Source organism: Neotamlana sedimentorum (assembly GCF_000943565.1).
In the GTDB taxonomy this organism is placed as follows: Bacteria; Bacteroidota; Bacteroidia; order Flavobacteriales; family Flavobacteriaceae; genus Neotamlana; species Neotamlana sedimentorum.
Genome location: NZ_JTDW01000004.1, coordinates 171,941 through 189,123, shown reverse-complemented (window position 1 = coordinate 189,123; position 17,183 = coordinate 171,941). Strand labels below are relative to the sequence as shown.

General features: G+C 30.5%; 12 protein-coding genes and 2 pseudogenes. 3 read left to right on the top strand and 11 right to left on the bottom strand.

The genetic code is table 11. The annotated features are described in order from the left end of the window. Positions 1–132: 132 nt before the first annotated feature. Positions 133–2,178 (top strand): tetratricopeptide repeat-containing sensor histidine kinase, encoded by a 2,046-nt coding sequence (locus PW52_RS05735; RefSeq protein WP_044631974.1) that lies wholly within the window; start codon positions 133–135, stop codon positions 2,176–2,178. A gap of 66 nt (positions 2,179–2,244) precedes the next feature. On the opposite strand, the gene PW52_RS05730 is transcribed toward PW52_RS05735, so the two are convergent. The 3 genes from PW52_RS05730 to PW52_RS05720 all read right to left on the bottom strand — a co-directional run bounded on the left by PW52_RS05730 (position 2,245) and on the right by PW52_RS05720 (position 6,983). Further along, a complete protein-coding gene (locus PW52_RS05730; protein WP_044631973.1) occupies positions 2,245–4,599 on the bottom strand; it encodes an APC family permease in 2,355 nt (784 codons plus the stop codon). A gap of 32 nt (positions 4,600–4,631) precedes the next feature. Beyond that, the gene (locus tag PW52_RS05725; protein WP_044631972.1) at positions 4,632–5,288 is read right to left on the bottom strand and encodes a hypothetical protein; all 657 of its coding nucleotides are present in this window, start codon (positions 5,286–5,288) and stop codon (positions 4,632–4,634) included. Between the two features lie 213 nt (positions 5,289–5,501). Then, complete coding sequence (locus tag PW52_RS05720; RefSeq protein WP_044631971.1) at positions 5,502–6,983, bottom strand: phage tail sheath family protein; 1,482 nt, start codon at positions 6,981–6,983, stop codon at positions 5,502–5,504. 137 nt (positions 6,984–7,120) lie between these two features. Between PW52_RS05720 and PW52_RS05715 the strand changes: the two are divergent. Further along, a pseudogene (locus PW52_RS05715) lies at positions 7,121–8,019 on the top strand (EamA family transporter). A gap of 428 nt (positions 8,020–8,447) precedes the next feature. Continuing rightward, on the top strand, positions 8,448–8,843 hold the full coding sequence (locus tag PW52_RS05710) for a hypothetical protein (RefSeq protein ID WP_131453978.1): 396 nt from the start codon (positions 8,448–8,450) through the stop codon (positions 8,841–8,843). Positions 8,844–8,849: 6 nt separating this feature from the next. Here the strand turns inward: PW52_RS05710 and PW52_RS05705 are convergent, their stop codons facing one another. From PW52_RS05705 to PW52_RS05670, 8 genes and pseudogenes are all read right to left on the bottom strand, one after another. Beyond that, positions 8,850–9,995, bottom strand: a complete 1,146-nt coding sequence (locus PW52_RS05705) for an MBL fold metallo-hydrolase (protein WP_205618120.1) — start codon at positions 9,993–9,995, stop codon at positions 8,850–8,852. After that, a complete protein-coding gene (locus PW52_RS05700; protein WP_044631969.1) occupies positions 9,985–11,874 on the bottom strand; it encodes a monovalent cation:proton antiporter-2 (CPA2) family protein in 1,890 nt (629 codons plus the stop codon). Before PW52_RS05700 ends, PW52_RS05705 begins: the two co-directional genes overlap by 11 nt. 3 nt (positions 11,875–11,877) lie before the next feature. After that, positions 11,878–12,471 (bottom strand): NAD(P)H-dependent oxidoreductase, encoded by a 594-nt coding sequence (locus PW52_RS05695; protein ID WP_044631968.1) that lies wholly within the window; start codon positions 12,469–12,471, stop codon positions 11,878–11,880. Positions 12,472–12,545: 74 nt separating this feature from the next. After that, positions 12,546–13,166: a MarC family protein gene (locus PW52_RS05690; RefSeq protein WP_044632241.1), complete on the bottom strand. Its 621-nt coding sequence runs from the start codon at positions 13,164–13,166 to the stop codon at positions 12,546–12,548. Between the two features lie 80 nt (positions 13,167–13,246). After that, positions 13,247–14,038: an SDR family NAD(P)-dependent oxidoreductase gene (locus PW52_RS05685; RefSeq protein WP_044631967.1), complete on the bottom strand. Its 792-nt coding sequence runs from the start codon at positions 14,036–14,038 to the stop codon at positions 13,247–13,249. Between the two features lie 248 nt (positions 14,039–14,286). Beyond that, entirely contained in the window at positions 14,287–15,249 is a 963-nt protein-coding gene (locus tag PW52_RS05680) for a hypothetical protein (RefSeq protein WP_044631966.1), read from the bottom strand. Between the two features lie 126 nt (positions 15,250–15,375). Continuing rightward, positions 15,376–16,236 carry an AraC family transcriptional regulator gene (locus PW52_RS05675; protein WP_044631965.1) on the bottom strand — a complete coding sequence of 287 codons (861 nt, stop codon included), beginning with the start codon at positions 16,234–16,236 and terminating at the stop codon, positions 15,376–15,378. Positions 16,237–16,342: 106 nt separating this feature from the next. Next, a pseudogene (locus PW52_RS05670) lies at positions 16,343–17,173 on the bottom strand (DUF4437 domain-containing protein). Between the last annotated feature and the right edge of the window lie 10 nt (positions 17,174–17,183).

The following is a 17,183-nucleotide window of genomic DNA, read 5'->3' as shown; positions in this document are numbered from 1 at the left end:
CAGTGTTAATTTATGGTTTTTATCGATTAAAAACATTTAACACCGATATATTGAAAAAAAACATCATTTTTCGTGTAAATTAAAACTTAATTATCTAATTTTGAATAGATCATAATTGCTGTTTTTTTTACTATGGAAAATATTATATTAAAAATATATTTTTCTATTTTATTTTTCTTATCATTTGCTTGTATTGATAGTGTGTACTCCCAAACAGAAGCAAGTATCTTAAATGAAATTGAAACCTTACAGAATAGTACAAACTTTTCTACAAAAAACACGAAATATATAGACCTTATACTCGAGTTAGCGAAAAAAAAAGTAAGAACCAATCCAGACAGTATGGTAATTCTTTTAAAGGAGGCTACAAAATTGAGTAAGGAATATAATTATAAAGTAGGAGAAAGTATTGCTCTTTCTACTTATGGCTATTTTTATTTTGAAAAAGGTGAAACAGAAACCGCCTTCCAATATAATACTAAAGCTCTTGAACTTGCCGAAAAATATGGTTTAAACGAACCAAAACTGCGAGCTCTTAACAATATGGGACTCGATTTTTGGATCCAGGGCGAGGCAGAAAAGGCCTTACCTATGTTTTTAGAAGCACTGAATGTGGCTAAAACCATTAATAAAATAGACATGATAATAAGTCTTAACATAAATATTTCGAATATTTATAGTGAGAATGGTGATTTTGAAACTGCAGAATCGTTTCTTAATATAGCACGTGATATGAGCAGTAATATTAAGGAAGAGGAAGTTTTAGCATATACACTTCTTAATATGGCTCAAGAATATTCTAAAATTGGAAATTTAAAGGAAGCCGAAGACATTGTTGAAATAAGTACTAAATATTTTGAAAAAGAAAACATAAAAGATTGGCTATCTCATGCTTATGAGCAAAAAGGATTTATTGAGATTAAAAAGAAAAACTTTAAAAATGCTATTCATTGGTTAAAAAAATCTGAAGCTGTTTGTGAAGAAATTGACTTTAAATACGGCAAAGCATTAGCTTATAGTAGTTTAGCTAAGTCGTATTTAGGAATTAATAACTTAGAAAACGCCAAAAACTATGGAGATAAGGCTTTGGCGATTTCGAAGGAATTAAATATTGCTTTGTGCATAAAAGAATCGCATGAGACATTATATCAAGTTTACCAAAAACTAAACAACTACGAGTTAGCTTATAAGCATCAACAAAAATACTTAAGCTTATATAAAAAGGAAACTGAAGAAAAATTTAAAAAAGGATTGGGACTTTTACGAACCAAAATAGAATTTGAAAACCAGAAAAAACAATTAATTCAAGAACAAAACAAAACCTTAACTAAACACAAATATTTTAATTATTTAACCGTTGCAGCATTACTTATACTTTTACTTACATTATTTTCTATTTTTAAAACAAATCGACTACAGAAAAAATTTAATAAAAAACTTAAAATAAAACAAGAAGCTTTACTAGTTAGGGAATCTGAATTAAGTGAATTAAATGATACTAAAGATAAACTATTTTCTATTATTGCACACGATTTAAAAGGCCCTATAAACTCGTTATATGAATTAATAAAAATATCAATAGAAGAACCTCTTGATAAAAATGAAACGAAGGAATTTTTTACGTATGTTTTAAAAGAAACTCAGAGTTTGTCAGAAATGTTAAATAATCTTCTTATCTGGGCAAAAACCCAAATGCAAGGTCTTAATTTAAAACAAGAAAATGTTGATTTAAATAGTATAATTGAGAGTACTATATCATTTTTAAAACCATTAGCAGATAAAAAGGAAATTAAAATTATTAACCATTTTCCAGATAACATTATTACTTTTAGTGATAAAAACTTATTACATATTGTGTTTAGAAATTTAATTACAAATGCCATAAAATTTACCAAAACAAAAGGAACTATCGAGTTATTTATGGAAGAAAAATTGAATAAACTACAAATAGAAGTTAAAGATAATGGAATTGGCATGAGTGAAACTAATTTAAATATGCTATTTAAAAACAAGCATATTAAATCCACTTACGGTACACAGAAAGAAAAAGGAACTGGTTTAGGACTATCTATATGTCATGAATTAATTTTAAAAAATGGTGGTTCTATTTGGGCAAAAAGCACTCAAAATGTAGGCACATCTTTTTACTTTACTTTGCCAAAGGAAAAGGTAAATTAAACTGTAATTTAACCAAGTACCAAGGCTTTTATAAAAATCGTATCTTCTAAACTAGAGATGATTAAATTATTTATATTCTAAAAGTTTATCTAATCTGTTGGCTACTTCTATTTTGTTTTCTAAACGGTTTTCAAGAGATTTAACTGCATCATTACTTAAATAGCGACTAAGTGGAATTAGCGGCCTAAAGAGGCTGTCACAAGGCAGTTCATCTGTCGTTCTCTGTTCGTACAGGTCTATGGGAATAAGCGTCCGTTTCGACTCTATTAAAACGTCGTTAGCAGATGCTTTAATAAACTCATCGGCATGAGCAAAAACACTACTCAACACCATTTTGGCAGGAGTGAAAAGTTGGCTGTAGTAGTTTATTGAATCATTATTTTTTTGTTTACTGCACGTACATTTGTCATTGGTCTCTTTAGTATTATTGTAAATTACTAAATGTTTAATTTTCCATTTATTTGTTAGCAACGTATCCGATTGTAACGCTTTAATTAAAGCTTCTTCTAAATACTTCGTTACTGTACCTCCAATGTTGTCGTAATAACCACCATCACCAAATTGACCAATTCCAGATATTCTGGCGTTTGGACTAATATATGGAAACCTAGCTGTTAATAACATCGCTGTCGAACGTTTTATAGCTTGTTTATCAGTAATATTGTAAGCATATTCCTCTAATAAATCATAAAAGCCATGTGGTTTATCAAACTTTACTGGACTAATTACATACAAACGTCCTTTTTGCACTTGCGTTGTCGTTGTAACTAAAATAGGAGGCGTAAACTTGGCTCCTTTTTTAGGCATAACATCAAGGTACGGTTTCTGTAATAATCCTTTTGCATTAAATACAGAATCAAATTGCTGTTCCCATTCAACTTGAGTTATTTCTCCCCGATCTTGATAACAATTTAAATGAAATATACTTGCAAGTAAATCTCTTCCCAAAAGGCCTGCAATAGACGATGAGATATAATCTTCCTTAAAAAAGTCACTCCCTTTATAAATAAAAGACTTTTTGTTTGATTCATTTTTAAATGAAATGGAACCATTATTGGTTTCATTTTCACTTGCTACTGCGTAAAAAATATTATTACCTACACTACCGCCTGAAGCTCCAGTTATAGAAAATAAGTGCTTTTTAAAATAATCTTTATTTTTTTCGTATAAATAACTATGCACAAGTAAAGACCAAAGTCCTGCTCTTGAGCCACCCCCTTCTGCCGAAACTAAAATAATTGGAAATTGTTTTCCTTTCTTTAAGTTTAAAATAGCATTTTTACGCTCTGCAATAAATTGTTTAATATATTCATTTAAAGATAGTCGGTTATCTGGATGTAAATCTTTATTTGCATCAACTGTAACCACTTCATAGTGCTTAAACGATTTGCTTCGTGCAACTAAAATGGTTAATAAAATAGCTGTAAAAAAAGTTACAGTTAATACCGGCCATTGTTTATATCTTCCTAGGTAATAAAGAGACATAAAAATAATATACAACCCTATTAAACATATTAGAATAATTACAATAGGTGTAAATATTTTTAATTTATTTAATGCAGGGCCAATAAACATTACAAAATATGTAACGAAGCTACCTAATGTTAAAATATATCCAATAGGCATTATTACTTTAGCTTTAAAACTTAGTAATTTTTTGTTATACGTAATACTTAAAAAAAAGAAAATACAAGTTAAACAGAATAAAGACAAAAAGAGGTTTCGGATATCAGATTGGGTACCGTGTTTACTATTAATACCTAAAAATATGATAACCAAAAATAATACTAGAACAGTAATTAAAGGAAATGTACCGTTTTTAGAATTCCATTTAAGCTTTGTTTTTAGAAAATTTGAAAAGTTCGGGTTAGTTAAAAAAAGTAAAAATAATGTAAGCAACCAAAAAAGCCCTTTGAAGGCTATATGGGTTTGGAAAATATCGTAATACGTTGAATTTACAGAAAACGTTATACCTAAAATCATATATGTTGCTAGCATTTTAGGATAAACTCTATTAATATATGCTTTAGGAGTTTCCTCTATATTTTCTAAGTTAGCTACTTTTGTTTTAGAATTTACTAGCTCTTTTTCTTTTGAATCTTTAATATTTAAGTGTTGGATGATATTTGATATATTTTTCCAAAACCCAAACTCTTTTCTATATATATTCTTAATTCGAAGTTCTTTTAATTTTTCTACTTCAATTAAATTACCATAACTAATCAAAAAAGCTAGAACTAATATAGATGCATAAAAGGCAATCATAATAAACACATGGTATTTATGTTGAATAATTACCACAACAAGATCTTTTAAATGATCTACTCTAAATACAATATAAACAACAATAACAAATAATAAAGCGATGAAGTTTTTTAATACCACCGACAGTAATTGTTTTAGCCAATGTGAAAGTTTCATAGTTTATTGTTTAGATGGTTATATATTTCATATTAAGGCAATATCAAAGCATAAACTTTTTCAGTTTTATTAACTGGTGTATCTCCAAAAAGTTTTAATCTATCTTCTTTACTAATTTGAATATCTGGAGCCTTAATTCCATCTGGACATTCATAACGGTTCGTTACATCTACTATAACTTCATTTTTTCCATTTAAGGAATATAGTTTAACCTTATTCCTAAAATACTTCCCCGTTTCACAACCAAATGCTAGTCCTTCTTTTGGTGCTATGGCAGGAAAACCAACATTAATCGTATCAGACATATAGCTCCAAGGCCCCAACCGTTTAATACTTAAATCTTGAAAACCATTAGAAATTTCGAAGTCATTTTCCGGATTTAATTTCTTTATACTAGAGGTTAATTCCAAATCTTTGTAGAAATAAATTTCTTTATTTTCTTTTAACCAAGCCTTTGTGGCATTTTTACTCCATTCTTTAGAAAATAACTGATTTAATAAATCTTCATCACTTATTCTTTCCTGATCCAATTCAATAGATAATTTATGCTTACCGCTAACAAGTGAAAATTTCGCCAGTTTTTCACCCCTTTTATCTAAAAAATAACCAATAATAATTCCAATAGCAAATGTTACTATAATTGGGATTATTAATGTTTTTAATTTAATAAAAATATTTTCATTTTCCATTATTATTTAGTTTTAGTGATTAATACTATAAATTTATATCACTAAACTAAATGAAACCTGAAATCAACACCATACCCAATACAAGGTATTTCACTAATAAAAGCTATAAAAAGACTAAAAATAAAAATTATTAACTTCTCAAAATCAAATAATTACATGAATTTAAAAAATATTTTATGACAAATTTCTATTAAAGAACAGTTTTTTAAGAGTCTATGAATTTTGTAATTGTTGTTGCAGATGAAGTATTACAAATTCGGCGGGTCTTTGAATGGCAAGTCCTAATTCAATTATTAGTTTACCTTGTATAACATCATTTGCTGTCATGGTGACTCCTAAACCAATGTTTACAAAAAATGCATCACTTGGTTTAGATCCAGCTAAAGCACCTTGTCTCCATAATTTTAATAGAAAATTTTCAATTTTACTTTTAATATTTTTCCAAGTATTAGCATCGTTAGGTTCGAAAACAAAAGGTTCTAAGCCATTTTTTACAGACTGTTCCACCATAATTAATGTTCGTACTACGTTAATATAACGATATTCATTGCTATTTCCATTTAAAGTTCTAGCGCCCCAAACCAAGGTGCCTTTTCCAACAAAACTACGAATGGCATTTATTGATTTACCAGAAGTCGCATCAACATTTAAAATTTCTTGTTGAGAATTACTAATTGGGATTGTTGGTTTAATAACTGAATTTAGCGACACATTCGCAGGAGCTTTCCAAACACCTTTATTTTGATCGACCATGGCGTAAATACCTGCCATAGCACCCGATGGCGGTAAAATATTCAGTACTTTTTTTACAGCTTCAATTAATAAAACATAACTTGGGCTTAAAATTAAAAGCGCTTCATGTAAATTTTCCTCACCATTAATTGGTTGACTCTCATTTATAAATTCTTCAATTAATATTTTTGCGGCTTCTTCGGGAAGTAAGTTTGAAAGTTCGGATAAATTAAGATTGATATTTTTAAAAGTGATGTCGTTTTTTGAATTAATTGATGTTTCGAGCCACGGATAATACGCTACACCATAATTTAAATGTAAGCTACCAATATGCTGCCTAAACTCTGTAATAACTTGAGATGAAATAGGTTTAAAACCATCAAAAACATCAAGAACCGCTACCCTATTTTTCATATTTGAACAATGTTGTAGTACTTTTTGATACAAATGATAGCAGCCAATTTTAGATAAATTAACAGCATCTGGAATTACGACAAGACTAGGTTCTATTTGAGTTTCTAGGAGATTTAAACCTCTTACAAACTTTTCATTATCTAGAACAATGTTATCTTTATTTTGATACGTTTCAATAGAAACCACATAACAAGCAACTCCACCATTATTAAAGAATAACTTTAAGCTTGCATACATATATGCTTTTTGATGATTAGCAAAATCAATTATATAATTATTACCGTTTATTTTTACTGCTTCTTGCCCGTTATTTGCTATTTTATTTGATAAAAGATTACATTTTGCTAAAAACCCTCTTCCAAAACAATTAATATATTCCGTAAGCGAACTAATTTTAGTTGGTTTATTAATTAATGAATTATCATTAAATTCTGCCTTTTCTGTATATCCAATAAAAGCAGGAATAGCAGTTTCAACCTGAGCAATACCATTAGGAAGGTTGTTTATTTCGTTAATATAAATTCCTGGAGTTTTATATTTTGCTGCCATACTATATAAATATGTTTAAAATACACATTTTAAATTAGTTAGTTAATATTGTTAAGTATTTTATTTTAATTATTAATTAAAACTTTATAAAATAGGTGCTAGTATAAATATAATTTAAAAGTATATTCGCGCCCATTATGTGGATGTACTTAGGTCTTTTAGCGGCTATTTTTTAGGTGTGCATAACTTGTGCAAAAAGCATGCTGTACAAGGCAACGAAGCCTTTCCTATATTATTACGTACAGTTAGTAGCGGTTTTATATTTATTGCTGCATTTTATTTGTTGTCTCTTTTGTATCCAAACTATGCTATTAGTAATGGATATAATTTCCAGAGTATAAGCTGGAAAGATCATGGTTTTATTTTTATAAAATCAATAATAATGGCCGGTTCATGGCTACTGGCTTATCAGGCGCTAAAACATTTGCCAATAACTATAGTAACTCCAATACGTTCTGCTGGCCCTTTTTTTACATTTATTGGAGCTATAGTAATTTATAAAGAAGCTCCAAATGCTTTCCAGTGGTTTGGTTTTTTCTTAATTATTTTTTCTGTGATTTTATACTCTAGAATTGGGAAAAAAGAGGGCATTATTTTTAAACGAAATAAGTGGATATTTGCCATTATTGGTGCTACATTTTTAGGAGCAAGCAGTGGTTTATACGATAAATTTTTAATTCAGAATTTAAGTTTAAATCCGCAAACATTGCAATTTTGGTTTTGCTTATACACCATTGTAATTTTAATAATTATTTTATGTATAACTTGGTTTCCTTATCCAGAAAAACGTAGCGCTTTTAAATTCAGATGGTCTATTATTGCTGTTGGTGTTTTATTGCAAACAGCCGATTATTTTTACTTTAAAGCCCTACAAGATCCTGATGCGTTAATTATGCTGCTCTCTGCAATAAAACGAAGTCAAATAATTATAGCGGTAGTTGCTGGTGGTATTATTTTTAAAGAACAAAACAAACGTAAAAAACTGATTCCTCTTTTTGGTATTATGCTTGGCGTTTTTCTTATTTTATATTCTTAAAGGATTTTCACTTTATAATATTTAAGCTTTAATGAATTTAATATAAACAAGAAATTCTATATCTTTAATGAAAGAAAAAACTTTGTTTTATATTGATTTCGAAAGGAAAATTAATTAAATTTTTTAAGGTGTCTAAAATTAAATTTTTGGATGTTTTAATAGTTCTCTTTTTTTTAATTTCAATTCTTTTCTGCTTTTTTTCAAAGAAATCTTATCTAATTTATAGTGTCCCAGTTGTAATTTTTAGTATTACCCTAAAATATATCTTGATATCTAAGAAAAAAATAAACTTGTTTTTTATACTGGCAATTGTTCTAACTCTAGTTTCAGATGTGTTAATATTTAAAGATTTTCAAGCGTACTATATTTATATATCTATATTAACTAACTTATGCATAATTTGTTACATTTTAACTATTCGTAATTATTTGCATAAAAACAAATTAAGATCACTCTTGTCTGTATCTGTTATTTTAAGTTTAGGATTAGTTGTCTATTTAATTTTTTCTCTATTAAAAGTTTTATCTTTAGAATTAACTAATGCTCCTTTAATATTAACAAGTTTAGCTACTATCGGTTTTATAATTTATTTTATTTCGGCGGGTATTATTTATTTAAAAAGTATGTATAATAACGCTGTGGTATTACTTATTTCTGTAATTGCTTATTTCTTTCAACTCATTTTTAGTATTATAAATGAGTTTATATATTTTGAAAGAATTCTCACTGCTCTAATTATTGTTTGTCATATTGGCTCTATTTATTTATTGATGAAGTTTTTATTAGAAGCCACAATAATTGACCATAAAATTATAGAAAACTAACATTTTTTAATATTTCCGAAACCAAAAGCCTGTTTCGTTATTTTGTTTCTTAATTTTTAAGTGAACAAACTCACCTATTATAGGTATGGTATAATTAACCTTTAGTTTTTCTGATTCTGTAATAAAACGCTCCAAAGGGTCTGTCCAAGTATGCATTGCGAGTTTAAATGCACCCCAATGAATTGGCATAATGTTTTTAGCATTTAAATCTATTCCGGCTTGTACTGTTTCTTCTGGAAACATATGTATTTCTGGCCACATTTTGTTGTATTGCCCACATTCTATCATGGCGAAGTCAAACGGGCCGTACTTCTCACCTATGGTTTTAAAATGGTTGGCATAACCACTATCTCCACTAAAGAAAATATTATCCGATTCTGTTTGTATTACCCAAGAAGACCACAAGGTTTTAGCGCGATCGATTAAACCACGTCCCGAAAAATGTTGCGCTGGTGTACAAGCCAATTTTAAATTTTTAAATGTGGTTTCTTGCCACCAGTCTAATTCGGTAATTTTAGTTTTAGATACCTTCCATTTTTGTAAATGTGCACCAACCCCTAGTGGTGTGAAAAAATGTTCAACTTTATCTTTTAAAGCTTTAATCGATTCGTAATCTAAATGATCGTAATGATCGTGCGAAATAATAACAGCATCAATTTTAGGTAACTTTTCAATAGTAATTGGTAATGTTTCACTAAAACGCTTACTTCCTAAAGCAGGATGCGGTGCAGGTACACTTCCAAGCATTGGGTCGATTAAAATTATTTTTCCCTCGGTTTGTAATAAAAATGTAGAATGCCCAAACCAAACCAGTCGTGTTTCGCCTGTATAATTTATAATGCTTAAGGAATCTAAAGTAGAGGTTGGTAAATCATGCTCTGGTTTTGTGTTTGGCGAACTCTTAAAAAATCCGCTTAAGGCTTTTCCCATATCTTTTAAACTCATATCGAGTTTAACATCGTTGGTATTTTTAAATAATCCGTCTTTATAATTTTTCGATGTTTTATAAGTTGCAATGGCTTCTTCTGAGGCTTTACCTCCAAATTGCGGACTAAATTGAATAAATAACACGGCAATCACCGCGATTACGACAATAATTATGACAATGCTTAAAACCATTCGTTTTAATATTTTTAAAAGTTTATGCTTCATTAGATTTTTCTAATTGCTTTCTAATATGTTCACTATCCCAATGAATATCGTAAGCTACAATGCCTCGTTTAAAATCATTTTCTAGTAATTTTTCTTGCTGTTCTATTTCTTTTCTTGCCATAAACACATAGTCTTCGTCGCGTTTAGGTTCAGCAGCCAATCGTCTTAAACTGGCTTCATCGTACTTTATAAAATTCTGTACTTGACGGTTTAAAGTATACTTTCTAAAGCCTAATTTATTAAGTGCATCACTCGCTAATGCTAAAGACGTATCTAAAGTTTCACGGTAAATATTAGTGACATCAAGATTCAATAACTCATAAGCATCGTAACGGTTTTTAGTACGAACCAACATCTCAACGTGTGGATATTTTTCCTTCACAATTTTACTAATGGCTTTTGCTACAGAAACTTTATTGGTGGCACATATTAACAATTTTGTGTCTGCAATTCCTGCAGATTCTAATAAATCTTCGCGTGTAGCATCGCCATAATACACTTCGAACCCCATTCTTCGAAGAAAATCAACACGGTTAGAATCGAAATCTAAAATGGTAGCTTCAACACCATGAGATCGTAAAAAACGACCAACAGTACTCCCAAAATGACCAAAACCAACCAAAATTACTTTTTGCGATTTTGCAATATGATCCATAGGACGTTTAATAGACTCTTTAGTTCCAGTTTTTGGAAGAATGATGCGCTCATTTATAACAGCCAAAATTGGAGTAAACGACATAGAAACTGCGGTTACAACCAGCATCATATCCATTTGTTCTTGCTCTAAAATATTTATTTGAAAGGCGAACGATAACAATACGAAAGCAAATTCACCAACTTGAGCTAAACTAAAAGTTAACAAGACATTTTGGTCTAATTTTAGTTTGAATATACGCCCTGTAATGAACAGCACAACCGCTTTAATAACAATAATAGCGAGTAAAATACCACCAATAGTTAACGGACTGTTGGCAATAACCACAAAGTTGATGGATGCGCCTACAGCCATAAAAAAGAGTCCGAGTAATAAATTTTTAAAAGGTTCAAGCGTGCTTTCCAGTTCGTGTTTAAACTCACTAGTAGATAAAACAACCCCGCCTAAAAAGGCACCTAAAGCGGGACTTAACCCCACAAATTCCATTAAGTATGAAATACCGAATACGATTAAAAACGCAGCTGCAATCAATAATTCTCTAACACCTGTTTTTGCTACTTTTCGAAGCATAGGTACAACCACATAACGACCAGCTAATACAATGGCTACAACTGATAAAATAATAGCTAAAGTTTGTAAGCCAATGGGTAAACTCTCAATTAAAGTTTCAGTTGAATGCGCTTCAGTACTTGTAGTTTCTTCAGATGAATTACTCAGTAAAGGCAAAAAGCCAATCATAAATATCACGATGATATCTTGAAATAATAATATAGAAAACGAACTGGAACCAAACGTTGTGTTCATTAAGCCTTTTTCTTTAATCGTTTGTAACGCAATTGCTGTTGATGATAAGGCTACAGCCATACCAATTGCTAAGGCAACTTGCCAATCATAACCTAAAAACGTGAAAAATATATACGTTAAACCAACGGTTAATGCAACTTGAATCCCACCCATTCCAAGGATAGATTTTCGCATATTCCAGAAGTTTTTGGGTTCTATTTCAAGTCCAATTAAAAACAGCATCACGACCACACCAAACTCTGCAAAATGTAGAATATCTTCTCCTTCTTTTCCTATAAACCCGAATACATAAGGCCCAATTAAAACACCTGCTAATAAATAACCAATAACCGAACTTAAGCCCAGGCGTTTTGCTAAAGACACACAAATAATGGCTCCTGCTAAAAAAACAATGGCTTCAAACAATAAACTTCCAGACATAAATTAAACGGTTAAAATTTTTAAATCGTTAAGAAAAAAGCAATTTGATAACTGCATTGCATTAAAATCGCCTTGAAGTAAATCGATTAATTGCTCGTACTGGTTAGCATAATTCAATAAACCATCATCAGACAAATGATGTGTTCCCATAACAGCAAAAGGTGGCAAATAATTCATTCCACATAACTTAGCAGTTTGCTCAAATGGTCTTAAAAATTCATTAATGGTATACGTGTTATAGCCTTCATTGCAATATACTTCTCGCGAGCCACCAGTGGTTATCACATTAAAAACCGTTTTATTATGCAGTACTTTTCCGTTTGGTCCGTATGCCCAATTAAACTCTAAAACTAGGTCTTTCCACTGTTTTAAAATTGCAGGACTACTATACCAATACAACGGATGATGCCAAATAACAACATCATGTTGAAGTAGTAATTCTTGTTCATGTTGTACATTAATATGAAAGTTGGGATATTGCTCGTATAAATCGTGAAATGTTACATGTGCCTTATCTTTTAAGCGCTCTATTAATGCAGCATTTACTCTAGATTTTTCAAATTTTGGATGTGCAAAAAGAATAAGTACTTTTTTCATAATATATTTGAATATAAACATTTAACAGATTATACTGTCAACAATTCCCTTCTGTTGTCTACAATTATTACAGATTAGGTCATTAAATTAAATGAAATTTTTATGCCTTGAATAATCATTCCTGTACCTATAATGGCAATAATTAATCCCATTATTTTACCAATTACAGAAATCACATTATTACCTACCACCTTAACAATTAAATCACTTAATCTAAAAGTAATAAAAGTTAACAAACTCATAGAGCCAAAAATAAGTATGACTAAAATTATATGAGCGGTTTCAGCACTGGCAACAAAATTCATAGCCGTTACAATAGTTCCAGGTCCAGCTAAAATAGGAATGGCTAAAGGTGATATGGCTATATTTTCGTCAATATGTACATCCTTTATATTTTTCACATTAGATTTCTTCGACTGTAACATTTCAAAACCGATATAAAAAATTAGTATTCCCCCTGTTATTTTAAACGCAGGAATACTAATATTAAACAGTTCAAAAATGTATTTACCGAGTAACACGAAAGTCGCTACAATAATAAAAGCAATCAGATTTGATCGTTTATTTATATCATGCTTGGTTGCTTTGTTTGCACCTTGAGTTAACGACAAGAATACTGTCATATTTGATATAGGATTCGTTATAGCAAAAAAAGCTGTAAATACTGCTATTGAAAAAGTTATTAGATTATCCATTTTAATAAAATTAATCATGCAAGAAATTGAATAACTTCATCATGTGCAAGTAATTTTGTTTTTTTATGATTATTAGATTATCAAATTAGTGCATTCGTATCTGACAACAGTTGTTTAATTTTAGCCATGTTATAAACATCGGGATGAGCTTTATTATAGCTGCCTTTATCATTATCGAAATAGTGACCAGAATGACTTATATGCATAGCATCTACAGCTAATGAATATAAAATATTAACACCTTTTTCGGCTGGTGACCAATGCTGTCCATATGCCTCTTTGGCCATTTTAGTATTTAATAAAGAACCAGGATTTACAGCTATCGTTACTATATTTGGATGATTTTTAGCAAAGTTGAACGACCACATAGTTAACGCCAACTTACTCTGTGCATAGCTTTCGCTAGCATTTACCGTAGCATCACCGGTTAACACTCCTTTTTGTACCGTAGCTTGTGCCGCAGAACTTAAATTGATGATTCTTGTTTCTAAACCTGTATTTAAAATAGGCACTAAACTTTCTGTTAAAACGAAAGGTGCTAAATAATTTACTGCCATTCTCAAATCTAATCCGTCAATAGTTTTATCCGTTGGACTTTTAAAAACGCCAGCGTTATTTATAAGAATATCTAATGTAGAAACTTCTTTTTTAATTTGCTCTGCCAACTTTTTAACGGCATTTATATCTGAAAAATCGGCAACAAAACCCGTGATATTTTTATTGTTTGATGCTGCTTTTATCTCGTTAATTACCGCTTTTAGTTTGGCTTCACTTCTACCGTGAAGATAAATTTGATGTCCATCTTTAGCCAGTTTTAATGCGGTTAATTTACCGATTCCGTCCGTACTTCCTGTTATTAATATGTTTTTCATTTATTTATGTGTTTTTTAGTTGAAATATGTCAGTTCGAGCACAGTCGAGAATTATTGAGACCTTTCGACTGCGCTCAAGGTGACATTTCGTTTTATTTTTAATTAGTTCTCGATACTATTTTTCTTCAAAATGTCTTCTGAATAAAAATCACTCGAACCGACGTTTCTTTTAATTTCTTATAATTTTAATGAATCGTCAATTCGAGTAAATTTCACGATTGAAATGAGTGAAATTTGTATCGACAAGTTTAAAACGGAGCAAAAGTATCTTTTGGTCCATCAGGCAAACTCCAACGTTGGCGTGCTGTAACACTTTCTAATGCCATATCTTTTATAGAATTGCTACTGATATTTCCGTAACTACTGCTACTGCCACGAGGAATTTGCATCTGATCACCATATAACCAAACCACTAAGTTACTGCGTTGACCACTTGTTATTGGATGTGTTGCGTGTGGCACATTTCCTCTGTGAATAATGGCTTTACCGGGCTCAAATTTAGTTTGCACGGTTTTTCCTGAAGCTTTATCATAGAAATCGACAACTGATCCTGTAAATGCTTCATCAGGTAAATTGGTATTGATATTTAAGGTTGCTGATGAAGCATCGGTATGCGCATGTAAATCTTTGTCTTTATCTGGATTGTACTGTATTGAAAACCCGAAAGTCTGATTATCATAACCGTAAGTTCCTAATAAAAGTCGAGAAATCGGACGCATATAACGGTCCATAATAGCATTATAAAATGCTTGAAAGCTTGGTGCAGCCAAATGTCCTTCAGATCTTGGATCTAGCATCATTCCATAACGATTTAACTGTATACCGTAAGGTGCACGTTTTGGTATTCCGGAATTTACGGCATCTTCTAAATACTTTCTAAAATCTGCTAAACGTTCTAAATCGAAAAACTGTGTTTCGTAAACTCCAGGAATTATTTCTTCCCATAAATCGGCCACAGCTTTTTCTTTTTTTGGGTTTTCCCAAGCCTCATTAATGGCTTTTCTTAATTTTGGATCTAATAAAGATTCGTCTGGCAATAACAGATTGTCTTTATTTTCTAATTCCCATTCTGCCCAAGCAGCCTCTAATAATTTACGGTTATCGTTCCAAAATTTTGAAACCGATGGATCGCGTCTTAATGATAGTTCTCTTGATGGCACTTCTAGAGCACGAGCTTCGGCAAGTGCATTTGTATTTGTTATTGTTTTCATGATTTATGTTTTATAATACAACTGTTGCTGTACTTGTTATTTAAGACAAAATTACAAGCAAACACCTCTTCGTTTTTGGTAGTAAAAATGGTTGTTTTAGTAAAAAATAAGGTTTGTAGTAAAAACCTAGACTAAACCAGCTTTAAAAGCACTTAAACTAACGCCTTTATAAGCTTTAAAAGTTTTATTTAAATGACTAGAATCGGTAAAACCAAGTTCTAAAGCAATTTCAGAATCATGCGCATCTGTGTACTTTAAGCGTGTTTCTACCAATTTTAATTTGTAGTTGATGATGTATTTTTTAAGAGGAATATCGGTATGTTTTTTAAAATATTCACTAATGTAATTATCTGCCATATGAAACTCATTTGCTAAACTTTTGGTCGTCAATAATTCAGTATTATAAATATTGGAATGAATATAATTGATGATTTGCTGAATTTTAGAAGATTTAGTTTCTTTTACTTCTAAAGTATTCAAATATTGAATATTACGCGCAATTAAATGTAGTATTACAGATAACGAATTTTGAATAATGAAAATATCGTGAGTTTGAGTATTTAGATATTCTGAAGCTACCATATTTACTAAAGACACTAAATGCGACCTGTCTGATATTGTTTCAAACTGCATTTCTCGTAATTCGTGACTTTTGCTATTCAAAATTTCTTCAATTTTACGAAACCAATCGTTTACTGGTAATTCTTGGTTTTTCGAATTGGTGTTTCTGAAAAAACTCTTTAAAAATTTAATGGCAATGGTACTTGTAGCAGTTTCTGTTTCAACAATATAAATATCATCAGGAATGAATACAAAAACACTATTTGATGTATAGTTAACTGTTTTTCCATTAATTTTAATGCTACCACTACCCTTTTCAAAATATAAAATCTCGAAAAAACGTATGTTGGTGTACTCACAAAACGAAAAAAACGTTTGGTCTTTGTGCTGTTGAATAACGATATTTTCTAAAATAGTTCTTGCCACTACGAATTACAACTTTATCTATTTATAATTAAAAAGCCACACATTATAGTTCCAAATGTTGTGGCTTTTCTGCTAATAATCAATCTAATTAACTAAAAATTGTCATCTATCTTATATTGAATTTACCGTTTGAACGAATATAAATTACGGTCTCAACCTCTGTACTTAATAAAAGTTTTGCATCTTCTTCAGCACCAAAATAAGAACCAGGTTCTAAAGTATTTTCATCATTTTTTTTAGAAAATTGATGGCTTACTTTTCCAGAAATTACAACTGCTCTAAAATTTGGACTTAAATTTTTAATTTTTCCTTTAAAACCAGCTGGTAATTTTATTAATGAGGCACGTAATTTATTTTTTTCGTGACTTCCCCATAAAAATGCGGTTTCTACATTACTTTTTGCTGTAACCCACTCGATATCGTTAGCGTTTAACCAAACTAAGTTCGTCTTATCAACATTTATAGGTTTCTCGCCGTTATCAAAAGCTTCAGATGTTGGTTTTACCAAATAAGGTCCTTCCTGTATATCTAAAAATGCCATATTATCTTCGGCATCGGCAGCTGTAATATGTGCTTCGCCTGCAGGTTGCTACCAATACGATCCTGCTGGCAGCCATTGTTTTTCAGCATTTTCATCATCATTGTGTAACAATCCTTTAATCACAACACCACGATAAGTAATGTTATGAATATGTGGTGGCGAAGAAAATCCTTTTTTAAATTTTACTAAAAATCCTGCAGGTTCATTTTTTGTGCGGTCACCCCATAGTTTTCCAGCAGCTGGACTTTTATCGCCTCGCAACGGATTAAGCCATCCCCATTCTATTTGGTTTGTTGTAACAATTTCGTTTTTAGATTTTCTGTCGTCTGTTGTTGGTGTTTGTGCGTTTGCTCCAATTACTGCCAATAATAAAACAGCTATTATAAAATTTTTCATCGTTAAGGTT